Annotated in this window: 20 protein-coding genes and 2 pseudogenes; 14 read left to right on the top strand and 8 right to left on the bottom strand. The window is 57.1% G+C overall.

Annotated elements, in window-relative coordinates:
- The 4 genes from pspD to tyrR all read left to right on the top strand — a co-directional run bounded on the left by pspD (position 1) and on the right by tyrR (position 4,467).
- Positions 1–219: a phage shock protein PspD gene (pspD, locus tag EV102420_RS17155; protein ID WP_042394248.1), complete on the top strand. Its 219-nt coding sequence runs from the start codon at positions 1–3 to the stop codon at positions 217–219.
- A gap of 119 nt (positions 220–338) precedes the next feature.
- On the top strand, positions 339–1,736 hold the full coding sequence (locus EV102420_RS17150; protein ID WP_042394247.1) for a YcjX family GTP-binding protein: 1,398 nt from the start codon (positions 339–341) through the stop codon (positions 1,734–1,736).
- On the top strand, positions 1,733–2,794 hold the full coding sequence (locus EV102420_RS17145; RefSeq protein WP_042394245.1) for a TIGR01620 family protein: 1,062 nt from the start codon (positions 1,733–1,735) through the stop codon (positions 2,792–2,794). The genes EV102420_RS17150 and EV102420_RS17145 overlap by 4 nt, the downstream gene beginning before the upstream one ends.
- A gap of 131 nt (positions 2,795–2,925) precedes the next feature.
- Positions 2,926–4,467 carry a transcriptional regulator TyrR gene (tyrR, locus tag EV102420_RS17140; protein ID WP_042394242.1) on the top strand — a complete coding sequence of 514 codons (1,542 nt, stop codon included), beginning with the start codon at positions 2,926–2,928 and terminating at the stop codon, positions 4,465–4,467.
- Between the two features lie 48 nt (positions 4,468–4,515).
- Here tyrR and tpx read toward each other — a convergent pair whose 3' ends face one another.
- Positions 4,516–5,022, bottom strand: a complete 507-nt coding sequence (tpx, locus tag EV102420_RS17135; RefSeq protein WP_042394240.1) for a thiol peroxidase — start codon at positions 5,020–5,022, stop codon at positions 4,516–4,518.
- Between the two features lie 128 nt (positions 5,023–5,150).
- Between tpx and ycjG the strand changes: the two genes are divergently transcribed.
- Complete coding sequence (gene ycjG, locus EV102420_RS17130; RefSeq protein ID WP_042394238.1) at positions 5,151–6,116, top strand: L-Ala-D/L-Glu epimerase; 966 nt, start codon at positions 5,151–5,153, stop codon at positions 6,114–6,116.
- Here the strand turns inward: ycjG and mpaA are convergent.
- Positions 6,107–6,820 (bottom strand): murein tripeptide amidase MpaA, encoded by a 714-nt coding sequence (gene mpaA, locus EV102420_RS17125; protein WP_042394235.1) that lies wholly within the window; start codon positions 6,818–6,820, stop codon positions 6,107–6,109. The genes ycjG and mpaA overlap by 10 nt on opposite strands.
- A 186-nt stretch (positions 6,821–7,006) precedes the next feature.
- Here mpaA and EV102420_RS17120 point away from each other — a divergent pair, with 186 nt between their 5' ends.
- Complete coding sequence (locus EV102420_RS17120; RefSeq protein ID WP_042394232.1) at positions 7,007–8,623, top strand: peptide ABC transporter substrate-binding protein; 1,617 nt, start codon at positions 7,007–7,009, stop codon at positions 8,621–8,623.
- A gap of 31 nt (positions 8,624–8,654) precedes the next feature.
- Here the strand turns inward: EV102420_RS17120 and EV102420_RS17115 are convergent, their stop codons facing one another.
- A complete protein-coding gene (locus tag EV102420_RS17115) occupies positions 8,655–9,491 on the bottom strand; it encodes an MBL fold metallo-hydrolase (RefSeq protein ID WP_042394230.1) in 837 nt (278 codons plus the stop codon).
- A 186-nt stretch (positions 9,492–9,677) separates the two neighbouring features.
- Here EV102420_RS17115 and EV102420_RS17110 point away from each other — a divergent pair, with 186 nt between their 5' ends.
- Positions 9,678–10,172, top strand: coding sequence for a GlcG/HbpS family heme-binding protein (locus EV102420_RS17110; protein WP_042394227.1), 495 nt, complete (start codon positions 9,678–9,680; stop codon positions 10,170–10,172).
- Between the two features lie 72 nt (positions 10,173–10,244).
- On the opposite strand, the gene EV102420_RS17105 is transcribed toward EV102420_RS17110, so the two are convergent.
- Together EV102420_RS17105 and EV102420_RS17100 are read right to left on the bottom strand one after the other, a co-directional pair.
- Positions 10,245–11,252 (bottom strand): hypothetical protein, encoded by a 1,008-nt coding sequence (locus EV102420_RS17105; protein ID WP_042394225.1) that lies wholly within the window; start codon positions 11,250–11,252, stop codon positions 10,245–10,247.
- A 28-nt stretch (positions 11,253–11,280) separates the two neighbouring features.
- Positions 11,281–11,679 (bottom strand): RidA family protein, encoded by a 399-nt coding sequence (locus EV102420_RS17100; RefSeq protein WP_042394222.1) that lies wholly within the window; start codon positions 11,677–11,679, stop codon positions 11,281–11,283.
- Positions 11,680–11,806: 127 nt separating this feature from the next.
- Here EV102420_RS17100 and EV102420_RS17095 point away from each other — a divergent pair, with 127 nt between their 5' ends.
- Positions 11,807–12,409, top strand: coding sequence for a TetR/AcrR family transcriptional regulator (locus EV102420_RS17095; protein ID WP_042394217.1), 603 nt, complete (start codon positions 11,807–11,809; stop codon positions 12,407–12,409).
- A gap of 65 nt (positions 12,410–12,474) precedes the next feature.
- Here EV102420_RS17095 and EV102420_RS17090 read toward each other — a convergent pair whose 3' ends face one another.
- Entirely contained in the window at positions 12,475–12,975 is a 501-nt protein-coding gene (locus tag EV102420_RS17090; RefSeq protein WP_042394215.1) for a P-loop NTPase family protein, read from the bottom strand.
- Between the two features lie 305 nt (positions 12,976–13,280).
- On the opposite strand from EV102420_RS17090, the gene EV102420_RS17085 reads away from it, so the two are divergent.
- A complete protein-coding gene (locus tag EV102420_RS17085; RefSeq protein WP_052512383.1) occupies positions 13,281–16,211 on the top strand; it encodes an RHS repeat-associated core domain-containing protein in 2,931 nt (976 codons plus the stop codon).
- A gap of 259 nt (positions 16,212–16,470) precedes the next feature.
- Entirely contained in the window at positions 16,471–17,856 is a 1,386-nt protein-coding gene (locus EV102420_RS17080) for an FAD-binding oxidoreductase (RefSeq protein WP_042394210.1), read from the top strand.
- Positions 17,857–17,858: 2 nt separating this feature from the next.
- On the opposite strand, the pseudogene EV102420_RS17075 reads toward EV102420_RS17080, so the two are convergent.
- Positions 17,859–18,122: pseudogene (locus EV102420_RS17075) on the bottom strand (tRNA synthetase subunit beta); the annotation flags it as partial.
- On the opposite strand from EV102420_RS17075, the pseudogene EV102420_RS21615 reads away from it, so the two are divergent.
- Together EV102420_RS21615 and EV102420_RS17070 are read left to right on the top strand one after the other, a co-directional pair.
- Positions 18,108–18,299, top strand: a pseudogene (locus EV102420_RS21615) (cupin domain-containing protein); the annotation flags it as partial. The pseudogenes EV102420_RS17075 and EV102420_RS21615 overlap by 15 nt on opposite strands.
- A 218-nt stretch (positions 18,300–18,517) precedes the next feature.
- Positions 18,518–18,925, top strand: a complete 408-nt coding sequence (locus EV102420_RS17070; RefSeq protein WP_042394208.1) for a cupin domain-containing protein — start codon at positions 18,518–18,520, stop codon at positions 18,923–18,925.
- Between the two features lie 31 nt (positions 18,926–18,956).
- Here EV102420_RS17070 and EV102420_RS17065 read toward each other — a convergent pair whose 3' ends face one another.
- On the bottom strand, positions 18,957–20,168 hold the full coding sequence (locus EV102420_RS17065; RefSeq protein ID WP_131406026.1) for a GGDEF domain-containing protein: 1,212 nt from the start codon (positions 20,166–20,168) through the stop codon (positions 18,957–18,959).
- 465 nt (positions 20,169–20,633) lie between these two features.
- On the opposite strand from EV102420_RS17065, the gene EV102420_RS17060 reads away from it, so the two are divergent.
- Together EV102420_RS17060 and zntB are read left to right on the top strand one after the other, a co-directional pair.
- Positions 20,634–21,764: a methyl-accepting chemotaxis protein gene (locus EV102420_RS17060; protein ID WP_072015294.1), complete on the top strand. Its 1,131-nt coding sequence runs from the start codon at positions 20,634–20,636 to the stop codon at positions 21,762–21,764.
- Between the two features lie 68 nt (positions 21,765–21,832).
- Positions 21,833–22,816, top strand: a complete 984-nt coding sequence (gene zntB, locus EV102420_RS17055; protein ID WP_042394202.1) for a zinc transporter ZntB — start codon at positions 21,833–21,835, stop codon at positions 22,814–22,816.
- Positions 22,817–22,821 lie beyond the last annotated feature (5 nt).

The following is a 22,821-nucleotide window of genomic DNA, read 5'->3' as shown; positions in this document are numbered from 1 at the left end:
ATGAATAGCAAATGGCAACAGACCGGCAAAAAAGCCAAACCGGCACTAAAGATTGCAGGCAAGCTGGTGCTGCTGACCGCGCTGCGCTACGGCCCGGCGGGCGTAGCGGGCTGGGCAATCAAATCCGTGGCACGCCGTCCGGTGAAAATGCTGCTGGCGCTGGCGCTGGAGCCGATGCTTAAACGCCTCGCGATGCGCGTCTCGCGCAACATGAAATGATTCTCTGGCGGCGCAACCTTTGCGCCGCTTGCTTTTGTTGGGCATAGATCCCACTGCGCCTGCCGCCTTATACTCCTTCTCCTATCGAATCTTTCACTTCAGGGCAAAACAGGATGGCTATGAAGCGATTTAAATCTGAGCTTAACGCCCTCGTTAATCGCGGCGTCGACCGGCATCTGCGTCTCGCCGTTACCGGCCTGAGCCGCAGCGGCAAAACGGCGTTTATCACCGCGATGGTCCACCAGCTCTTGAATATTCATAACGGCGCACGTCTGCCGCTTTTCAGCGCGGTTCGCGAGGAGCGCCTGCTGGGCGTAAAACGGGTGCCGCAGCGTGATTTTGGGACCCCGCGCTTTACCTGGGATGAGGGCATTGCCCAGCTCTACGGTACGCCACCGACGTGGCCAACGCCGACGCGCGGCGTCAGCGAGATGCGCCTGGCGCTGCGCTACCGCTCGAATGACTCCCTGCTGCGCCATTTCACCGACAGCGCCACCCTTTACTTAGAGATTGTTGACTATCCCGGCGAGTGGCTGCTGGATCTGCCCATGCTGGCGCAGGACTATACCAGCTGGTCGCGACAGATGACCGGTATGTTACAGGGTCACCGAAAAGAGTGGTCTGTCCGCTGGCGTCAGCTTTGCGCCGGGCTGGATCCGCTGGCTCCGGCCGATGAAAACCGGCTTGCGGAGATTGCCGATGCCTGGACGGCGTACCTGCATCAGTGTAAGGCCGAGGGGCTGCACTTTATCCAGCCGGGGCGCTTTATACTGCCGGGCGAGATGGCCGGTGCGCCAGCGCTTCAGTTCTTCCCATGGCCGGACGTTGACGATACGGGCGAGGCAAAGCTGGCCCAGGCGGATAAGAGCAGCAACGCCGGAATGCTGCGCGAGCGCTTCAACTACTACTGTGAAAACGTAGTCAAAGGGTTCTATAAAAACTACTTCCTGCGCTTCGATCGTCAGATCGTACTCGTGGACTGTCTGCAACCGCTCAACAGCGGGCCGCAGGCGTTTAACGACATGCGCCTCGCGCTTACCCAGCTGATGCAGAGCTTTCACTACGGGCAGCGGACGCTGTTTCGTCGCCTTTTCTCGCCGGTTATCGACAAACTGCTGTTCGCTGCCACCAAAGCCGATCACGTTACCGTCGATCAGCATGCCAATATGGTCTCTCTGCTTCAGCAGCTGGTCACCGACGCCTGGCAAAACGCCGCCTTTGAGGGGATCGATATCGACTGCCTGGGGCTGGCGGCGGTGCAGGCCACGGAGAGCGGCCTGGTGGACGTCAATGGTGATAAAATCCCGGCGCTGCGTGGGGATCGCCTCAGCGATGGCAAACCGCTAACGGTCTATCCAGGCGATGTTCCCGCCCGGCTGCCGGGACAGGCGTTCTGGGAGAAGCAGGGCTTTCAGTTTGAGGCCTTTCGTCCGCGGGTGATGGACGTGGATACGCCGATGCCGCACATTCGTCTTGATGCGGCGCTGGAATTTTTACTGGGAGATAAGCTGCGATGAACGAGCCCATCAAACCACGCGTCGATTTTACCGAACAGCCTGCAATGCCGGTGCGTGAAGAGTTTAAGGCCGCGCAGGCGTTTAGCGATGCCGAGGCAGGAGAGTTTACGCCGCTGCTGGCTGAAGAGATACTGGCCGACACGCCGCAGCCGGAAGCGAGCGTCGAGGCGGCGCTGCGGCCCCGGCGCAGCCTCTGGCGCACAATGGTACTGGCCGGGCTGGCGCTGTTTGGCGTCAGCGTGGTCGGGCAGGGCGTGCAGTGGGCGATGGACGCCTGGCAAACCCACGACTGGGTAGCGCTGGGTGGCTGTGCTGCGGGGGCGCTCATCGTCGGCGCGGGGGTAGGCTCCGTGGCCGGGGAGTGGCGACGGCTGTGGCGGCTGCGCCAGCGCGCTGAGGCCCGTGACGAGGCCAGCCTGCTGCTGCACAGCCACGGCACGGGCAAGGGGCGCGATTTCTGCGAGAGGCTGGCTCGCCAGGCGGGTATCGATCAGGCCCATCCTGCCCTGCAGCGCTGGTATGCCGCCATCCATGAGACGCAAAGCGACCGGGAGATCGTCACGCTCTATGCCCGGCTGGTGCAGCCGGTGGTGGATGCGCAAGCCCGGCGCGAAATCAGCCTCTCGGCGGCGGGCTCAACGCTGATGATTGCCGTCAGCCCGCTGGCATTGGTCGACATGGCGTTTATTGCCTGGCGCAACCTGCGGCTGATTAACCGCATCGCCAGGCTCTACGGCATCGAGCTTGGCTACTTTAGTCGCCTGCGGCTGTTTCGCCTGGTGCTGCTCAATATCGCCTTTGCCGGGGCCAGCGAAGTGGTGCGTGAGGTAGGCATGGACTGGCTGTCGCAGGATCTCGCCGCCCGGCTTTCCGCTCGCGCCGCGCAGGGTATCGGTGCCGGACTGCTTACCGCACGTCTCGGCATCAAGGCAATGGAGTTATGCCGTCCGCTGCCCTGGCTGGAGGATGATAAACCCCGGCTGGCCGATTTCCGCCGCCAGCTTATCGGCGAGCTAAAGGCCAATATGCAGCGCAGCGGCACACAAAAACGTGACTGACCGCTTATCTTTACGCCATGGCGGTGGGTTTTCCACCGCTCTGTCAATAATTGTTGACAGATAGCTTCCTGACTGCCGATAAGTGTCTTATCATTCTTAGATACGTTGACTGTTTAAGGGTGGCAACTCCCATGCGTCTTGAAGTCTTTTGTGAAGACCGTCTTGGTCTGACCCGCGAGCTGCTGGATCTGCTGGTGCTCAGAGGTATCGATTTACGCGGCATCGAGATCGACCCCATCGGCCGGATCTACCTCAATTTTGCTGAACTGGATTTTAATGACTTCAGCAGCCTGATGGCTGAAATTCGCCGCATCTCCGGCGTGACCGACGTGCGCACCGTCCTATGGATGCCCTCCGAGCGTGAACATCGCGCCATGAGCGCGCTGCTGGAGGCGCTGCCCGAGCCGGTGCTCTCCCTGGATATGAAAAGCAAGGTTGAGCTGGCGAACCAGGCCAGCTGCCAGCTCTTCGGTCAGAACCAGTCCCGGCTTCGCAACCACACTGCGCCCCAGCTGATTAACGGCTTTAACTTCCAGCGCTGGCTGGAGGGCAATCCGCAGGCCTCGCACCACGAACACGTGGTCATCACCGGGCAGAACTTCTTAATGGAGATCACCCCGGTCCACCTCGAAGGCGAGGCCGGCGATCCGCTGCTGACCGGGGCAGTGGTGATGCTGCGATCGACGATCCGCATGGGCCGCCAGCTACAGGATCTGGTCAGCCAGGACGCCAGCGCCTTCAATCAGATCGTGGCTGCCAGCCCAAAAATGCGCCACGTCATCGACCAGGCACGCAAGCTGGCCATGCTCAGCGCGCCGCTGCTCATTGTTGGCGATACCGGCACCGGCAAAGATCTGCTGGCCCATGCCTGCCACCTTGCCAGCCCGCGTGCGGCCAAGCCCTACCTGGCCCTGAACTGCGCCTCTATCCCTGAGGATGCGGTAGAGAGCGAGCTGTTTGGCCATGCGCCGGAAGGTAAAAAAGGGTTCTTCGAGCAGGCCAACGGCGGCTCGGTGCTGCTGGATGAGATTGGCGAGATGTCGCCGCGCATGCAGGTGAAGCTCCTGCGCTTCCTGAATGATGGCACCTTCCGCCGCGTCGGCGAGGATCACGAGGTTCACGTTGACGTGCGGGTGATCTGCGCCACCCAGCGAAATCTGGTGGAGCTGGTACAGAAGGGGATTTTCCGGGAAGATCTCTACTACCGTCTAAACGTGCTGACGCTGGATCTGCCTCCGCTGCGCGATCGTCCTCAGGACATCATGCCGCTGACCGAGCTGTTCGTGGCCCGCTTTGCCGACGAACAGGGCGTTCCGCGCCCCAAACTCTCAACCGATCTCAGCAACGTCCTGACCCGCTACAGCTGGCCGGGCAACGTGCGTCAGCTGAAAAACGCGGTGTACCGTGCGCTAACCCAGCTGGAAGGCTACGAGCTGCGCCCACAGGACATTCTGCTGCCGGACTACGATGCGGGAACCGTCGCGGTCGGGGAAGAGGCGATGGAGGGATCGCTGGACGATATCACTAGCCGCTTCGAACGATCGGTGTTGATTCAGCTTTATCGCAACTATCCCAGCACGCGCAAGCTGGCGAAACGGTTGGGGGTGTCGCACACCGCTATTGCCAATAAGCTGCGAGAGTATGGTCTGAGCCAGAAGAAGGGCGAGGAGTAAAACAAGAGAGCCTTCAGTGATGAAGGCTCTTTTTTAATGCAGCTACGCTTACTGGGCCAGCGCTTGCAGGGCAGCCTCGTAGTCTGGCTCGTTGGTGATCTCGTTCACCAGCTCGCTGAATACGACGGTGTCGTTTTCGTCGATAACCACGACCGCACGCGCGGCCAGGCCTTTCAGTGCGCCGTCGGCAATGCCTACGCCGTAGTTTTCGAGGAAGTCGGCGTTACGCAGGGTCGACAGGGTGATCACGTTGCTCAGGCCTTCCGCGCCGCAGAAACGGGACTGGGCAAACGGCAGGTCGGCGGAGATGCACAGTACCACGGTGTCTTTCATTTCGGTGGCGAGCTGGTTGAATTTACGCACGGAAGCTGCGCAAACACCGGTGTCGATGCTCGGGAACACGTTAAGCACTTTGCGCTTACCCGCGAACTGCGCCAGCGTAACGTCGGTCAGATCTTTCGCGACCAGAGTGAAAGGGTGTGCTTTGCTACCCACTGCCGGAATAGTGCCAGCAACAGCAACCGGATTGCCCTGGAAATGAACGGTTTGTGACATGAATATCTTCCTGTTTACATATAGTTAACGTCGCCGCTAGTGTACGTGATCGGCCTTAATCACGGCAAACCTATTTTTGTCCCGCTTTTCAACACTATACTTTTAACATTCCGTTAAAGGAGCAAGGAATGAGAACAGTTAAGGTCTATGAAGAGAGTTGGCCCCTGCATTCGCCGTTTGTCATCTCTCGGGGCAGCCGCAGCGAGGCGCGGGTCGTGGTCGTTGAGCTGGAAGAAGAGGGGATAAAGGCGAGTGGAGAGTGCACGCCTTACCCACGCTATGGCGAGAGCGATGCGTCGGTGATTGCCCAGATTATGACCATTGTGCCACAGCTGGAGAACGGCCTTAGCCGGCAGCAGCTGCAGTCCCTGTTGCCACCGGGAGCCGCGCGCAACGCCGTTGACAGCGCCCTGTGGGATCTTGAATCTCGTCGGCTGGGCGTCAGCCTTAAGGAGCATCTGGGCGTGGCGCTGCCGGCGGATCTCACCACGGCGCAGACGGTAGTGATTGGGACGCCGGAGCAGATGGCGGCCAGTGCGGCGGCGCTGTGGGAGAAGGGCGCGCGGCTGCTAAAGATCAAGCTTGACGACCGTTTAATCAGCGAGCGGCTGGTGGCGATCCGTACCGCCGTGCCGGAGGCCACGCTGATTGTGGATGCCAACGAGTCCTGGCACAGCGAAGGGCTGGCGGCGCGCTGTCAGCTGCTGGCGGATCTGGGCGTAGCGATGCTTGAGCAGCCGCTTCCTGCTAACAATGACGCGGCGCTGGAGAACTTCATCCACCCGCTGCCGATCTGTGCCGATGAGAGCTGCCACGCCCGCAGCAGTCTGAAAACCCTTGCCGGACGCTATGAGATGATCAACATCAAGCTGGATAAAACCGGCGGCCTGACCGAGGCGCTGGCGCTGGCCAGCGAGGCGCAGGCCCAGGGGTTTGGGCTAATGCTGGGCTGCATGCTCTGCACGTCCCGGGCGATCGCGGCGGCGCTGCCGCTGGTCTCCCAGGCACGCTTTGCCGATCTCGATGGCCCGACCTGGCTGGCGGTGGATGTTGACCCGGCGCTGCGGTTCAGCACCGGCCAGCTTCACCTCTGATCCGTCCAGCGCAGCAGGCGCGTCATCGCCTGCAGATAGCGCTCGCTGGCCTCGTCGTTTGAGATCGGGGGGAGTTCGGCGGTGATGCAGTGCAGGCCAATATCTGCGCACCAGCTGCCGAAGGAACCCGGCGTTTCGTAACCAACGCTGCGCACCAGCGGCAAGGCAAACGCCTCGGCGAGCCAGTGTCCCAGCGGGCTTTGCGTGGGATCCTCAATGCAGGCCAGCGGATCGTGAAACGACACAACCCAGGCCGGGTGCAGGCGGTGAATAAGCTGGCACAGGCTTTGCGTTTCCGGTTCAGAGCCCGGCGCATCACCAGCCATCAGCACCACGTCCCTGGCGCTGGCGGCGCTGTTCCAACGATAGACCGTCTCCCCGGCTCGCCAGTTGGCGGCGGGAAAGTTGCGGTTGAGATCGACCCCCTGGGCGTTGGCCCGCAGACCAAGCTGGCAACCATCGGGGTTCACTGCCAGCACGACGTGATGATGGCGCAGGTCAGGTTCAAGGGTACGCAGCGCGCAGGAGAGGGTGACCACCGCCGCGCTCTCGTCCCCATGGGTACCGGCGAGGATCAGCCCGCTCTCTCTGGAAGGAACGGGGGCGGGGAACCAGACAAGCGGCGCACCGAGTCGCGAGTGGCCATAGTGCGCTATTCCGGTAGCAAAAGCGCCCCGTTCGGCGCGTGGGCGTGAGGCGGTCATAGCAATCCTTTCAGACGGGCGATAAACAAAGTGTTAGGCAAAGCACAGCGCTTTTCAAATTGTTTCATTCAGGATGCGAGCGAGGCAGTAAATATCACCTTATCTTGCTAAGCCGTTTGCATTTCTCCATGCGAAAACAAATAATTATCCCATCTTTTCTCTGGGCTTTTGCTATAGGGTCATCTTATGAAATATCCCGTCTCCCTCCTTTGCGCTGCGCTGTGGCTATGCGGTCTCTCTTCACCCTCTTTTGCTGCGGACGTACCTGCCGGAACCAAGCTGGCGGCGCAGCAGACGCTGGTGCGCCATATTAAAGATGAGCCTGCCACCCTTGACCCTGCTAAAGCCGTGGGGCTGCCGGAGATTCAGGTGATCCGCGATCTCTATGAGGGGCTGGTAAACCAGAATGAGAAGGGGGAGATTGTCCCTGGCGTGGCGACCCAATGGAGTACCAGCGATAACCGCAGCTGGACCTTTACCCTGCGCAAAGACGCCCGCTGGTCAGACGGCTCGCCGGTCACCGCTCAGGACTTTGTCTACAGCTGGCAGCGGCTGGTCGATCCGAAAACTACATCGCCTTTTGCCTGGTTTGCCGCATTGGCAGGCATCGGCAATGCACAGAGCATCATTGATGGCAAAGCCACGCCGGACACGCTGGCGGTGACGGCAATTGACCCGCACACCCTGCGCGTACAGCTCGATAACCCGCTGCCCTGGTTTGCTAATCTGGCCGCCAGCTTTGCCTTCTACCCGGTGCAAAAAGCCAACGTCGAGAGCGACAAGGTGTGGACCCAGCCGGGCAAGCTGGTGGGTAACGGGGCCTACGTGCTCAAGGATCGCGTGGTCAACGAGAAGCTGGTGCTGGAGCCTAACGCCCACTACTGGGATAACGGCAAAACGGTGATTAAATCCGTCACCTTTATTCCCATTAACCAGGAGTCAGCGGCAACCAAGCGCTATCTGGCAGGGGATATCGATATCACTGAGTCCTTCCCGAAAAACCTCTATCAGAAGCTGCTCAAGGATATCCCTGACCAGGTCTATACCCCGCCGCAGCTGGGCACCTACTACTATGCCTTTAACACCCAGAAAGGCCCGACGGCCGATGCCCGCGTGCGCCTGGCGCTGAGCATGACCATCGATCGCCGCCTGATGGCAGAGAAGGTGCTGGGAACCGGAGAGAAGCCTGCCTGGCGGTTTACCCCTGACGTGACGGCAGGTTTTACGCCCGATCCGTCAGAATTAGAGCAGCTGAGCCAGGCCGAGCTGAACGTGCAGGCTAAAACGCTGCTGCAGGCGGCGGGCTATGGGCCGAGCCGCCCGCTGAAGCTGACTCTGCTCTATAACACCTCTGAGAACCATCAAAAGATCGCCATTGCCGTGGCGTCGATGTGGCGCAAAAACCTCGGCGTGGACGTGAAGCTGCAAAACCAGGAGTGGAAGACCTATATCGACAGCCGCAACACCGGCAACTTCGACGTGATCCGTGCCTCGTGGGTAGGGGATTACAACGAGCCATCCACCTTCCTGTCGCTACTGACCTCCACCCACAGTGGCAACATCTCCCGCTTCAACGATCCGGCCTATGACAAGGTGATGAAGCAGGCGGCGATGGAGCCGACCGCCAAAGCACGCAACGCGGACTACAATGCGGCCGAGAAGATTCTGGCGCGCGAAGCACCTATCGCGCCGATTTATCAATATACCAACGGGCGTCTGATCAAGCCGTGGTTGAAGGGCTATCCGATCAATAACCCCGAGGACGTCGCCTACACCCGGACGATGTATATCGTGGCGCACTGATGAGGACTGGCGCGGTTTACGCGCCAGCAACTTAACGCGTATTCTCGCTGCTAAAGGCCTGTAACTCTTTGGCATCATGACTGCAAAAGAAGGTGATCTCTTGCTTATAGCGACCAAACAGGTCCCGTAATTGCTGTTGCGTCCGGTGTCTTGTGCCGTTATCCATCGCCATCATCCACTGGTAAAAACGCAGGCCGGGCGTACAGTGAGGTTTTTGCAGGTCCATTTCGCCTCTGTAGAACCAAGCGTCACCCCCATGCAGTAACCACCCGTTTGGCTGGCTTACGGCAATACCCGCATGCCCTGTGGTGTGGCCTGCCAGCGGGACAAGCAGGATTTCCGGTGGCAACCCTTGCAGCGCCGTAACCGCCTCGAAGCCGTACCATTTTTCTCCCTGGGGCTGATAGCCTGTCCAGCCCGAGCTGCCGCTCCACTGGCCGGGCCGATAGCGCTCGCGTGCCAGCCAGCTGTGCCGCTGCTGTGCCGTGTCAATCTCTGTTTGCAGCAGGTGTATACGTGCGCCAGGAAAATCTGTCAGCCCACCCGCATGGTCAAAATCAAGATGGGTAAGAATGATATGGCGAACATCTTCTGCCCTGAACCCCAGCGCCTCTATACGCGAACGGGCAGTCAGCGTTTCCCGCCTTTGAATATTATTCATTACCCGGAAAAAGCCTGACAGCCGTTTTTCCGGCTGGCGGACATCGTCCCGTCCAAACCCGGTATCGACCAGCACCAGCCCGTCCCGGTCAGTTTCAATGAGCAGACAATGGCATACCAGATGGGCAAAGATACCTTTACTGAAACCATCAAATAGAGCGCCGCCCACCGGACACATACACCCACAGTTAAGATGATGAACTTTCATATTTTCCTCTCGGTTATGTGTGATGGCCTACTTAATCATGTTAGGCCAAACCTCCCTTTCTGCGCGACGTATCGCAATGCGCACGCCTTTTTCCACGCCAGATGACAAGATTGTCATCCTCCTGTCAGGTAGTCAGGAGAGCCGGGCGGGTATAACAGCAGGGTGATTAACTCAGGAGAATAAAAGATGAAAAAGCCTATCGCTGCCCTGTCCCTCGCCATGCTGCTTGCTGCTCCGGGCGTAGCTCTCTCGGCCCAGCCAGCGGCTGTCTATGACATGACGCAGGAGCTTGGCAGTAAGCTGGTCACCGAGGCACTGTCGATCTGCCATGGTATGCATCGTCAGGGGGTCGCGGCCGTCGTGGATCGTGGCGGAAACCTGGTTGCGCTGATGAGGGATGATAACGTGGGGCCGCATAATACGCAGGCCGCGTGGCGTAAGGCCTTCACGGCACTATCGACCAAAACGCCGACTAAACAGCTTGCCATTAAGGCTCAGTCATCACCGGACTCCGTTAACCTCAATACCGTTAACGAATTATTGCTGCTTGGGGGCGGCGTACCGGTTAACTATCGCGGTCAGGTGATTGGTGCCGTTGGCATGGCGGGAACCGGGGGCGCAGAGTCTGACGATCGGTGTGGTGCCGAAGCCATTAACAAGGTAGTGGGGGAAAACCCGTAACAGTAACAGCGGTAGAAAAGGGCACCGGCGGGCGAAGGGGCAGCTCGCCGGTGGTTGATCCAAACGTGGCGTTTAGGACGAAGGCAGCTCCAGAACGTCTCCGCCCTCCTGTGCCAGACGCGCCAGATAGCGCGATGCATCCAGGATCTGCCACGGGAAATAGAGGCCAGGGACAACCGGCGGCTTGCCATCCAATCCGATCAGCCGCTCAAGAAGCAAGGCTATCCCCATTCCCGTCAGCGGTGCCGCGCCGCCCGGATGCACGACCGCGTGTCGGGTGCGAAGCGCCTGTCCAGCGTGGTCCAGACCAGACATATCCAGCACGATCTCCGTTGATAATGCGCCGCCTTTACGTCGGCTCGAACTCACCCCCTGGCCCAGGTTGAACTGCACGCTGCGTGCGCCGGTAGCGGCTGCCAGACCCGTCACGTCGATTGAGGAAAAGCCGGTGGCGTTAATTTCAGTGCCGTCCAGCGCAGCGAAAACCGCGTTGGCATCGTCGCCCTCGCGCCAGATCCAGCTGCCATCCCGGCGCGTAAGCGCCGCAGGCAGGAGGTGATTCAGGTGCTCAAAATCAGCGGCCACCGCCGGACCGCCGGTATCGTGCTCGTCAACCAGCGCACCAATGCGGATTTCCTCTACCTGACTGAAGGATTTCGCCAGATGGAGGGCAGGCACCGTGGTAGCACCCACCAGCCACTCATAGCCCAGCACGATCGCCGAGGCGGTCGGGGCATGCATAAAGCTGGCGATTTCCGGGGCTATCTCAAATATGCCCGACGAGATACTGAGATGTGGTACGCCGCGTGACTGGGCGAAGCGGAGGCTGGCGAGGGTGTGATCCTTATAGAGAACGACCACCGCGCTGACGTTTTGCTCGCCAAGATCCAGATCGTCAGAGGCCGTATCGATGACAACACCTTGCGCATGGTCCATTTCTGCCGCTGCGCGCTGAGCTTTACTAAGATCGCGTCCCCCTATAAGCAGAGGAACATCAGGATAAATGGCCTGTATCGCCCGAGCGGTCTGATGACCAATAGCGCCGGAACCGCCCATTAACAGGATAGGATCGAATGACATAAGCGTTTCTCCTCGTTTACGTGACACGCTACGAACGGCCAGGGATGCGGGCAATGACCTTGATCTCGAAATCAAAGCCTGCGAGCCAGGTAACGCCAACGGCTGTCCAGTTTGGATAGGGAGGATGCGGAAAAATAGCCTGTTTGACCTGCATGATCGTGGGAAACTGATTTTGCGGGTCGGTATGGAAGGTCGTGACATCAATCAGGTCTTCAAAGGTACAGCCTGCTGCTGCTAGCGTCGCCTTCAGGTTATCAAACGCCAGCTGCACCTGAGCAGCAAAATCCGGCTCCGGCGTGCCATCGGCGCGGCTTCCCACCTGGCCGGACACGAAGAGCAAATCGCCGGAGCGGATCGCGGCAGAATAGCCGTGCTCTTCATAGAGCGCATGGCGGCTGGCGGGGAAAATCGGTTCGCGCTGAATCATAGGGTATCCTTTACTTTGTTCAAGGTGAAAAACGTAAAGCACAGCACGGATATATGGTTTAATATACGCCGCGTATGTCAAATTAATCACACATACGCGGCGTATGTCAAATGAATATGGAGAAGGTATGGTTGTCAAACGACGCAGCGAAACGATGGAAGAGAACCGCGCAAAACTGATCGCGGCAGCGCGGAGAGCCTTTGCTGAGAAGGGGTACGCCGCGTCATCCATGGATGAGTTAACCGCCAGCGTTGGGCTTACCCGTGGCGCGCTCTATCACAACTTTGGTGATAAAAAAGGATTACTGGCCGCCGTTGTTGCTCAGATTGATGGGGAAATGGCAGAGCGGGCTAAGGCTGACGCCTCTCATGCCAGCGACGATTGGGAAAGGCTGCTGGCTGAAGGCGTCGCCTATATCAAGATGGCGCTGGATCCCGAGGTGCGGCGCATCGTGCTGCTTGATGGCCCGGCGTTTCTGGGCGATCCCGCTCAGTGGCCCGGGCAGATCAGCTGCCTTGACGCCACCCGCCAGACGGTTGAAAAAATGCGTGAGCGCGGCCTGCTTAAAGCCGTAGATGCCGAGGCCGCTGCGCATATGTTAAACAGCGCTGCGATGAATGCCGCGCTCTGGATAGCGGCCAGCAACGAGCCGGAGAAGGCCCTGCCGAAAATTATTGCGGTGTTTACGCAACTGGCAAGCGGCTTATGTAATAGTTCGCAAAAAGTATAATGTACAAGAGACTATCTCTTTGATGAGTCCGGTATCGCCGGACTCATTAGCTATTGCATCCATTATTAAAATGCGCTCAAAAAACTCATCATCTCATCACGGCTGGACAGTCTAATCGACTGTGCCGAGCTGGCTTTTGCAAACACCGCCAGATGTCCCTGATAGCTGCTCGATCCTGCTCGCGTCTCATATGCGGCTGACCACTCCAGAAGCGCCGCGAAATCCGCAGCGGAACCGTTGTTTCGTACTCCTCGGGCCTTGATGTTCTCTACGCATTCGGCGGGAGCAGGGGTCAACCAGATAATATGCGTTGCGTAGGGCAAAACGTTATCAGCAATCCAGCCATAGACGCCTTCCATAATCCAGCGCGCTTCACTCGCAATCGTCAGCGCGTCCTTCAAAACAGCCTCTTTTGCTCGAGCTTTAACGTAGCCGCCGGGTTCCCAATTAAGGTTATCTAAGTCGGTGGCGGGAATAGCGAACTTTTCTGCCAGTTGCCTAGCCAGCCAGCTTTTTCCCGAGCCGCTATTCCCTATGATGAGCACACGTTGTAGGTCGTTATGCATTGTTCAACTCACATGAAGCCATATTTTTTTAATTACGTAGCGGATAAAAACAACACGTATCCTTATTATATTTTTGCCATTACCTTTCTAGATATCCGTAGATATCACATCTTAGCATACCTGAATTTACAATAAACGGTCATTGATATGCTCTTATAAGCAATCTCTCTCGCGGGTTATTGATATCATAAAAAATGCATAAAAATCAATTGATTAATAATATTGATGATTGTATTAAATTTCAGCGGCAGAGAGTATTTGCGGCAAATAAAATAACCCATAAGGCTTGTCTGAAGGAGTGAGCTATGAGCAGTCCAATTTTTGCCACTGGTACGCCGGTAGTCAGCGTCACCGATAATCGGGGTGTAATGATACGCGCTCTAAACTGGAATCGTAATCTGGCAACCGATCCGCTTTATTTGCTGGTTGACCACCATCATATTAGCGATGACAGCCGGGTACTCCAGAACCGTGACCCGCGCCTGTTTGCCACCTGGTCGACCGACAATACGGCTGCGGCGAACTTGCGCAGCATTACCTCGCTGGCAGGCGAAGTACTGAGACGGGAGAGCACTGACAGCGGTTGGCAGGTGGCTTTGTTTGATGCGGCGAGCCGGCCGATGTGGATGACCGACGGTCGGGGCACTGTGCAGACTTTGACGTATGATGAACTGGGACGCCCGCAGAGCGGTAGTGAGCAGTTGAGCGGTGGCGAGGTACGGGTGAGCTGGCGTAATGAGTATGGCGACAACGGTGCTCAGGATGATGGTTCGCAGGACAACAACCTGCGCGGGGTCCGTGTGGCCCACTATAACGACGGCGGGTTGCTGGCAGTCAGTGCCGTGGGGCTGAGCGGGGCCCTACTGAGCGGGGCGCAGCAGTGCCTGGCCTCGGCAGAGACCTTGCCGGACTGGCCGGATGCGGAGGTGGACCGGCAGGGCTTGCTGGAGACGACGATCTACACGACCACCACGATGGCAGACGCGCGAGGCGCTCTTTTAAGTCAGACAGATGCCGAAGGACATCAGCTGGGATGGCGCTACGACGTGAACTGGCGTCTCAGCCAGCAGACGTTGACGCTGGCAGGGGGAAACCCACAGACGCTGCTGGAGAGCGTGACATGGGACGCAATGGGTCAGGTTATGGAGGAGGTCGCTGGCAACGGGGTGACCACGACATACACCTATGAGCCAGAGACGCAGTGGCTGTCGACCATCACGGCGCAGCGCGCAGACACTACGGTGCTGCAGTTGCTGGGCTACGGTTACGACAATACGGGCAACGTTATTTCCGTGAGCGATAGAACGGTGGCGTCGCGTTATTACTGTAACCAGGCAACGGACGGGATACGGGAGTTCAGCTATGATGCGCTTTACCAGCTTCTGAGCGCCACCGGCCGGAAGAACGCGACCAGCACAGTGATGCCGTACGCCAGCCTGCCGGCAATGGCACAGATGGATAGCAGCCAGTATGTGAACTATACCCGGACGTACCGCTATGACGACAGCGGCAACCTGCAGACGCTGACACACGCCGGAGCCGGGAGCTTCACGCGGGCAATGACGATGGAGACGACGTCAAACCGCAGCGTACAGAAAAATGACGGCGGGGCACAGACGGCAGACGAGGTAGCCGGCTGGTTCGACAGTAACGGCAACCTGCTGCAGCTTCAGTCAGGGAGTCCACCGTCAGGAAGCGGTAGCGCAACCCAAAACGGTCTGGTCTGGAACGGAAACAACCAACTGCAGAGCGTAACGCTGGTCACTCGCAGCAGCACGGATATGAGGCAGAACGACCGGGAAGTTTATCAGTACAGCGGCAGTAGCCGGGTCCGCAAGCAGACGCGGACGCTGGTAAACAGCGGGACGGGACTGTGGAATGTGGATGAGGTGCGCTATTTGACGGGGCTGGAGCTGCGGCGGAGTTGGCAGGAGACAGTAAGCGGCAGCACGGTCACGGCGGGGGCGGTGACGGAAGAGCTACATGCGCTGAACGGGCAGGCGGGACGGTCGGATATCCGTGTGCTGCACTGGGTGACGGGGAAACCGGACGGCATAGATAACGACCAGGTGCGATGGAGCGTGGATGATAACATTGGTTCACTGGCGCTGGAGCTGGACGGTAAAGGGCAGATTATTAGTCGGGAAGAGTATTATCCGTTTGGCGGCACGGCGGTGTGGTCGGCACGCAGTGAGGTGGAAGCGGAGTACAAGGTGGTGCGTTACTCGGGCAGGGAGCGTGACGGAACGGGGCTGTACTATTACGGGCACCGTTACTATGCACCGTGGCTATGTCGATGGATAAGTGCCGATCCCTCAGGGGAGATTGATGGTCTGAATCTTTTCCGTATGGTCCGAAATAATCCGTTGCGCTTTATTGATAATGATGGACGCATGCCCACTGCAGTATCAGATACTGAGTTTAAGGAGAGTAAACCCGAGCCGGCAATTGATTATCACCGTTATGGCGACTACAGACTGACAAGAAGCGTCAGTGCTCCCAATCTTCAGGCCTTAGAGTCAGAACAGGAACATGGCGAAGGCGCAGAATTTATTGGCTATCACGGTACAAATGAAGCTTCCGCAAGAAACATCATCGAACATGGGTTGGATGTTGACAAAATTCCCCACGGACAAATTGGGCAAGGTTTCTATGTTGCGAAAGACAGAGCACTTGCCGAAGGCTCTGCAGACCCCAGAGGCGTTGGCCGAGCGGCAGCGCCTCCGTCCCTCTTCGCAAGAGTTACGAATAGCATCTGGAGCATGTTTAGTTCACCTTCCACTCAACCCAGACCAGAACTCCCTGATGAAAAAAAACCAGTAATGCTGAAGGTTTATAGCAATCAACCGTTACAGCACGCCCAATGGAATGGCATGGCCGGTTCAGATCTATCAATGCTCACAGCAATTGAGGACGAGCAGGAGAGAAGTACTATGGCACAAGAAAATATTAAACTTACCCAAAAAACCCTTCAAATGGTTATTCCTGCAGAAGAGTTCCATAAATTATCCGTAGTCAGAGACAACGGAGTGGAAGACACAGGGAAATGGCCTCAGTCTAAGGAAAGCCATGCACCTGAAGCAAATGCAATAAGTTCCCAGTATCAGGCAGTAAGTACGATGCGGGCCTCAGGCCCAGATGCTTCAATTAATCCTGACATGGTGAATCTCAATAGTTTGATCAGAAAAAGATTCGAGCAAAACCGCAATAGCTATATGAACAGTAGCGCTATGTAAGAAGTAAAAAATGCCAGGCCGAGGAGCCTGTCAGTCATTCCATGTTACTGTCATCATACTAAAGGTGATCGCTCAGGCGATCACCGAACCCTCTCCGCTTTCCTGCTCCAGACGCGCAACCCTGGAAAGAGGCGTGGCCCCGTGCCGAAGCTGATTATGACCAGCTTAACAAACTCCTCAATAACTCCCCTGCAAACTCTCCTGGTCGTGGGAAGAACCCACCATAATTGGTAGGTATATCTACATCCAGGAGACAATCATGAATGAGTTACCAAGGCACAATATCGACGAGTTTAAAACGCACTTCCAGGGGAAAGTGATCCTTCCTGACGAGGAGGAGTACGACGAGGTGCGCCAGATCTGGAACGCTATGATCGACCGCAGACCTGCGCTGATTGCTCGTTGCACGTCGGCGGAGGATGTCGTCCAGGCCATCGAATTTGGCCGCAAGCAAAATCTCCTCATCTCTATACGCGGGGGCGGTCACAACATTGCGGGTAATGCGGTGTGCGACGACGGTCTGATGATCGACCTCGCGCTGATGAAGGAAGTGCTCATAGATCTCAATACCCACCGGGCCAGCGTCGAGCCCGGCTGCACGCTGAACGATTTTGATGAGGCAGCGCAGGTTCACGCTCTTGCCACGCCTTTGGGCATCAATTCGACCACGGGTGTGGCGGGCCTGACCCTCGGCGGTGGCTTCGGCTGGCTGAGTCGGAAATACGGCATGACCATAGACAATCTGCTCTCTGTAGAGGTCGTTACGGCGGATGGCCGCCAGCTGCATGCGAGCGAAACGGAAAATGCGGATCTCTTTTGGGGATTGCGGGGCGGGGGTGGCAACTTCGGGGTGGTGACGCGCTTCGAATTTCAGCTTCATCCCGTCGGACCGGACGTATTGAGCGGACTTATTGTCTTTCCCTTTGCTGAGGCAAAGCAGGTTATCACCCAGTTCGCCCGCTTCACCGAGACAATGCCGGATGAACTCAACGTCTGGTTGGTCACGCGCAAAGCCCCTCCGCTGCCTTTTCTACCTGAGGACGTTCACGGCAAAGAGATGGTCGCGCTCGCCCTGTGCTATGCGGGCGATCCTCACGAAGGCGAGAAACTGATCGCGCCGTTGCGCGGGTTCGGCACGGTGCTCGGCGAGCACATCGGCGTCCAGCCCTACGTCAACTGGCAGCAGGCATTCGATCCGCTGCTGGCAAAAGGGGCGCGTAACTACTGGAAATCGCATAACTTCTCGCAGCTCAGCGACGGGGTTATCGATGCTATCATCGAGTTTGTAGCCAAACTGCCGTCGCCGCAGTGTGAGATATTCATCGGGACGATTGGCGGCCAGGCAGGCAGCGTAGCGCCCGAGGCAATGGCCTACTCAAACCGCGATGCCAACTACGTGATGAATGTGCATGGGCGTTGGGAGTCAGCCACCGAGGATGAGCGCTGCATCGCCTGGGCGCGGGAGTTCTTCGTTAAATCACAACCCTTTGCCAGCAGCGGGGCATACATTAACTTCCTTACCCATGATGAGACCGACCGCATCGCCTTCGCTTACGGTGCGACCTGGGATCGACTCGTAGAGCTGAAGAATAAGTACGATCCGACGAACCTGTTCCGGATGAACCAGAACATCAAGCCGGAATAGGATTAGATACTCACTAGCGTGGTCTCAAACGACAAACCAGGCATCATCTGCGTCAGGCCGTCGGTAAGCATCTTGCCGGCGGCGTGCAGTGCATCAAGGGGCATTTCCGGCAGGCTTTCCAGAATAAACCACATCTCTTGACCGGATGCGCTCAGGCGGGTGCGCACGCCCTGACGCCAGTTCCAGCGGCGACAGGTCACACCCATGTCGTCACGCCAGATTACTTCCCCCGGCTCCTGTGACTCGACGGCGGGCTGCCCCTCTTTACCTGCGAGCTGCTGTTTGTTAACCGGGGGCAGCTAACGCTACGGGTCGACGGGCGTGATTACGCCATTCACGAATGCTGCTCGGCGGTGGCGAGAACGGATAGACCCCATGCCTATATCAATGACACCCGCGATGCGATTGAATTCACCATGACGGTGTATGAGAAAAGTCGCTGATAGCGGCCTGAAATAACGACGCAGACTGTAGGTCCGGTAAGCGCAGCGCCATGCTCAATAAAACCATGAAGCTACGGGAAGAGGTGTAATACGTCACAGGGACGGGCCTTATCTATGAGCGCTACTCATAAGCCCGTCCCTGGTTTGCCCTCTAATCGCGCCTGGCGTACCTCGTTATACTCATTCTATACATCACGATGACAACGAATGGAGCAAACATGAACGAGACTTTTGAGGGCAACGGCGTTTTCCCGCGCGGGGAGAAGAACGAAGCCTATGCCCAGTATTTCACCGGCACCAGCTATCTGACGATGCTCACTACCGAGGGGGTCAATATCGGCAACGTGGTGTTTGAGCCTGGCTGCCGTAATAACTGGCATATCCATCACAAGGGCGGTCAGATCCTATTGGTAACTGGCGGCAGAGGCTGGTATCAGGCATGGGGCGAGCCAGCCCGCGAGCTAAAGGCTGGCGATGTGGTGAATATCCCGGCGGGGGTGAAACACTGGCACGGCGCGGCGCACGATAGCTGGTTCGCGCACCTTGCCGTGGCGGTTCCTGCCGAAGGGGCATCAAACGAGTGGCTGGAACCGGTCAGCGACGAGGCCTACAGCCAGCTCCCCTGAAAACAGCTATCTCTGCGTGTCGCATAAACGATCAGGCCGCAAACACGGTGTTGCGGCCTCTGTTTTTTGCCTGATATAACGCCGCATCAACACGCTGGAACAGCGAGTCCAGGCTCTCCTCGGCCTGATAGTGTGCGATGCCTACGCTAACGGTCAGCGGTGGGATATCAGGTATTGCCATCTTCTCTACCTCGGCGCGGAGATCCTCTGCTGCGGTGATTGCCGTGCTTAACGTGGTGTCAGGCAGCAGCAGTAAAAACTCCTCGCCATCCCAGCGGAAGACAACGCTACGGTCAGAGGCGCTGAGCATCTGAGCAAGGTAGATCAACACCTCGTCTCCCTTTTTGTGCCCGTGACGCTGATTAATACTTCTAAAGCGATCGATATTTACCAGCAACAAACTGAAATCATTGGACGCCGGAAGCTGCTTCTCAAGCTGCCGAACCGCCTCGCGACGATTGAATAAACGGGTAAGGGGATCCCGGCGCTCGGCATTATCCAAAGCCTGCTCAAGGCTTCTTTGCTCACTCATATCGTGGATCACACAGAGTATCAGCCGTTCGCCATAAATTTCGACGGGGCCGACCGCCACCTGCACGTCTCGGGTGGTGCCGTCGGCGAGACGGTGAGTAAAAGAAAGGGGTTTATGCCCCCCTGGCAGGTGGGCAATTTCCGCGACAATCGGCAGCACGTTTCGGCCCAGGGTATTGATCTGCCAGATAAACATAGTGCAGAGCGTTTCATAGGTGTAGCCATAGAAGCGTATCGCTGCGCGATTGGCATCAACGATTTGCCCTTCCCGAGCGGGATCGACCAGGACAATAGGCGCGGATGTCGTGTAAAAAAAGCGCGCGTAAAAACCGTTTTTCCGCGGTCGATAGGCGGCCGAGCGGCTTGCCTTGAGGCCTGCGTTACCGCGCGGCGTCAGACCTTCCACGACGATGACGTTGCCATACTCCTCAAGCGCCACGGTGGAGAGCCTGCAGCTCAGCGTCCGGGTTTCATCACCTGCGGGTAGAGACCAGACCTCAACAATATCGTCGCCGTTTTGCAAGCTAGTGGCATAGCGGGTGAGATGTCGGTGCGCTACGGCAGAAAATTCGCCGCTGCGCATGGCCACCACAGAGGCCCCATCTGATAACGCTTGCGCCTGGTGATTGGCAAAGATGAGCTCTTCACTTTCCGGCGCAACGATCCAGACAGGCGTTGCTAAAATGTTCAATTGTTCAAGATGACATATCATCATTGGTTTCCCACTTTTTTATTTTTTTGCTGTGTATACGATTAACGTTAAGTTTTCCTGCCTACCATACTGCTGATAAATAAAATATTAAAAAGTTATTTTTTCAAGGTGTTGTCACCGTTAATCTATCTTGCCTTAATCTTACCCCCTCAGCATCGCTCATATATCCATCTATCGACTGATTTAAGCCTGGCTACACTCTATATTAGGCTAGTGATTTCTTCTTATTATTAAGAAATCTTAAGGTTGCTCTGTATGATATATTTTGCTGAAAAATAGAGCGGGTTGAATCTCTGTTTAATCGATAAATCTGATTTAATGGGTATTGGTAGAGTAAAATTCCGCTCTTCTACAAATTGGTATCACTTAACGGCAAACATAATAACTATGAAAAATAGTGGTGAAAAAGCCTATTTCCGATGATATAAAACGGCTATCTCCTGCTGATGTACAATGGTGCTTTTTATGTTCCGAAATATGAGTGTGCGCACGTTCATAATGATATCCCTGCTTGTTTCATTTGGGCTAATGAATATATTAGTGATAGTTCTCACAAAAAATAGCACTCTGCTACTGCTAATTTGCACGGTATCTGTTTTAACCCTTTCATTTATGTGGCTATACCTGACGAACTATCTCGTCTCGCCTATTAATACGGTGAAAAAGAGTATTGATGACGTCACGGCGGGCAACCTGTCTGCGACGATCCCTGAGTTTGGCAACAACTGCGCAGGACGACTGATCCCCGGCATTAACAGCCTCGCCAGCAACATCGCCACGCTGGTGCGTGAAATTCGTGCCTCCTCCCAGTCCGCGATGGATCTCTCTGAACAGCTTGCTGCTCGCAGTACTGAACTGTCGGTAAAGACCGAAGAGCAGTCGGCGGCGCTTATCCAGACGGCATCCAGCATGGAGCAGATGGCGGCCAGCACCAAAAATAACGCGGGCAATACCCAGCTTGCCAGCCAGCAGGCAGGCGAGGCGACCCGCTGCGCACGTCAGGGGGGCGAGCTGATGACGCAGGTGGCGGCCAATATGCAATCCATTACCGACTGCGCGCGACAGATGACGGAAATTATCTCCCTGATTGACGGTATTGCTTTCCAGACGAATATTCTGGCGCTCAATGCGGCGGTAGAAGCGGCGCGGGCAGGGGAGCACGGTAAAGGCTTCTCGGTGGTGGCCGGTGAAGTGCGTCATCTTGCTCACCGCAGCGCCGAGGCGGCAAAAAGCATCAAATCACTGATTGACGTTACCGCGCAAAACGTATCCCAGGGTGTCACCATCGTTGATGAAGCAGAAAAGAACATGCTTGAGATCGTCTCCGGCTCCGGTGTATTGAGCAAGCTGATGGATGAAGTTTCCGTGGCGACGCTACAGCAGGAAAAGGGAATCGCGCAGATCACCCAGGCGCTCTCCGAGCTGGAGCGCGTCACGCAAAGCAACGCCACGATGGTCGACGAGCTGGCTGGATCCTCCGACGTCCTTAAGCGTCAGGTGATTGAGCTGCAAGGCAGAACGCGCAACTTCCGCCTGGCAGGCTCTGCACCTGCGGAAAACTCACCTTTTCCCCTGCAAATTCAGTGCAATGGCTAATTTTCAGATTACTTACTTTCGCCGCCCGGCTAGACTGTCACTATTAGCGTGCTAAATGTGGAGGAGCCGTGGAGGCGATTAAGGGATCGGACGTTAACGTGCCGGATGCGGTTTTTGCATGGCTGCTGGATGGCAAGGGTGGCGTAAAGCCGCTGGGGGATGACGACGTTATTGACGGTGCCCATCCGTGCTGGCTGCATCTCAACTATACCCAGCCGGAGAGCGCCCAGTGGCTGGCATCCACGCCGCTGCTGCCTAATAACATACGTGATGCGCTGGCTGGTGAAAGCTTGCGCCCGCGCGTTACCCGTATGGGCGAAGGGACGTTAATCACGCTGCGCTGCATCAACGGCAGCACTGACGAGCGTCCCGATCAGCTTGTCGCCATGCGTCTCTATATGGATGAGCGGCTTATTGTCTCTACCCGCCAGCGAAAAGTGCTGGCGCTGGACGACGTGGTCAAGGATCTGGAGGAGGGTACCGGGCCGGTGGACTGCGGCGGCTGGCTGGTGGACGTCTGCGACGCGCTAACCGATCACGCCAGCGAGTTTATTGAAGAGCTGCACGATAAGATCATCGACCTGGAAGATAATCTGCTCGATCAGCAGATCCCGCCGCGCGGTTTTCTTGCTCTTCTGCGCAAGCAGCTCATCGTAATGCGCCGCTACATGGCTCCCCAGCGCGACGTCTATGCCCGGCTGGCCAGCGAGCGTTTTCCGTGGATGAATGACGATCAGCGTCGCCGGATGCAGGATATCGCCGACAGGCTGGGACGTGGCCTGGATGAAATCGATGCCTGTATTGCCCGCACCGCCGTCATGACCGATGAGATTACCCAGGTGATGCAGGAGTCGCTGACGCGCAGAAGCTACACCATGTCGCTGATGGCAATGGTCTTTTTACCCAGCACCTTTTTAACCGGCCTGTTTGGCGTGAACCTGGGTGGGATCCCCGGCGGCGAGTGGCATATGGGCTTCCCGCTGTTCTGCCTGATGCTGGTGGTGCTGATCGGCGGAGTTACGTGGTGGCTGCATCGCAGTAAATGGCTGTAAAATTT

Origin of the sequence: Pseudescherichia vulneris NBRC 102420 (assembly GCF_000759795.1) — a bacterium.
GTDB lineage: Bacteria > Pseudomonadota > Gammaproteobacteria > Enterobacterales > Enterobacteriaceae > Pseudescherichia > Pseudescherichia vulneris.
Note: the sequence above shows the minus strand (reverse complement) of the source record. Positions and strands in the feature narration are given on the sequence as shown.

Excerpts from the sequence above, each read along its gene's own strand:
- pspD (WP_042394248.1), top strand. The coding sequence starts at position 1 with ATGAATAGCAAATGGCAACAGACCGGCAAAAAAGCCAAACCGGCACTA.
- EV102420_RS17150 (WP_042394247.1), top strand. The coding sequence starts at position 339 with ATGAAGCGATTTAAATCTGAGCTTAACGCCCTCGTTAATCGCGGCGTC.
- EV102420_RS17145 (WP_042394245.1), top strand. The coding sequence starts at position 1,733 with ATGAACGAGCCCATCAAACCACGCGTCGATTTTACCGAACAGCCTGCA.
- tyrR (WP_042394242.1), top strand. The coding sequence starts at position 2,926 with ATGCGTCTTGAAGTCTTTTGTGAAGACCGTCTTGGTCTGACCCGCGAG.
- tpx (WP_042394240.1), bottom strand. The coding sequence starts at position 5,022 with ATGTCACAAACCGTTCATTTCCAGGGCAATCCGGTTGCTGTTGCTGGC.
- ycjG (WP_042394238.1), top strand. The coding sequence starts at position 5,151 with ATGAGAACAGTTAAGGTCTATGAAGAGAGTTGGCCCCTGCATTCGCCG.
- mpaA (WP_042394235.1), bottom strand. The coding sequence starts at position 6,820 with ATGACCGCCTCACGCCCACGCGCCGAACGGGGCGCTTTTGCTACCGGA.
- EV102420_RS17120 (WP_042394232.1), top strand. The coding sequence starts at position 7,007 with ATGAAATATCCCGTCTCCCTCCTTTGCGCTGCGCTGTGGCTATGCGGT.
- EV102420_RS17115 (WP_042394230.1), bottom strand. The coding sequence starts at position 9,491 with ATGAAAGTTCATCATCTTAACTGTGGGTGTATGTGTCCGGTGGGCGGC.
- EV102420_RS17110 (WP_042394227.1), top strand. The coding sequence starts at position 9,678 with ATGAAAAAGCCTATCGCTGCCCTGTCCCTCGCCATGCTGCTTGCTGCT.
- EV102420_RS17105 (WP_042394225.1), bottom strand. The coding sequence starts at position 11,252 with ATGTCATTCGATCCTATCCTGTTAATGGGCGGTTCCGGCGCTATTGGT.
- EV102420_RS17100 (WP_042394222.1), bottom strand. The coding sequence starts at position 11,679 with ATGATTCAGCGCGAACCGATTTTCCCCGCCAGCCGCCATGCGCTCTAT.
- EV102420_RS17095 (WP_042394217.1), top strand. The coding sequence starts at position 11,807 with ATGGTTGTCAAACGACGCAGCGAAACGATGGAAGAGAACCGCGCAAAA.
- EV102420_RS17090 (WP_042394215.1), bottom strand. The coding sequence starts at position 12,975 with ATGCATAACGACCTACAACGTGTGCTCATCATAGGGAATAGCGGCTCG.
- EV102420_RS17085 (WP_052512383.1), top strand. The coding sequence starts at position 13,281 with ATGAGCAGTCCAATTTTTGCCACTGGTACGCCGGTAGTCAGCGTCACC.
- EV102420_RS17080 (WP_042394210.1), top strand. The coding sequence starts at position 16,471 with ATGAATGAGTTACCAAGGCACAATATCGACGAGTTTAAAACGCACTTC.
- EV102420_RS17070 (WP_042394208.1), top strand. The coding sequence starts at position 18,518 with ATGAACGAGACTTTTGAGGGCAACGGCGTTTTCCCGCGCGGGGAGAAG.
- EV102420_RS17065 (WP_131406026.1), bottom strand. The coding sequence starts at position 20,168 with ATGATATGTCATCTTGAACAATTGAACATTTTAGCAACGCCTGTCTGG.
- EV102420_RS17060 (WP_072015294.1), top strand. The coding sequence starts at position 20,634 with ATGTTCCGAAATATGAGTGTGCGCACGTTCATAATGATATCCCTGCTT.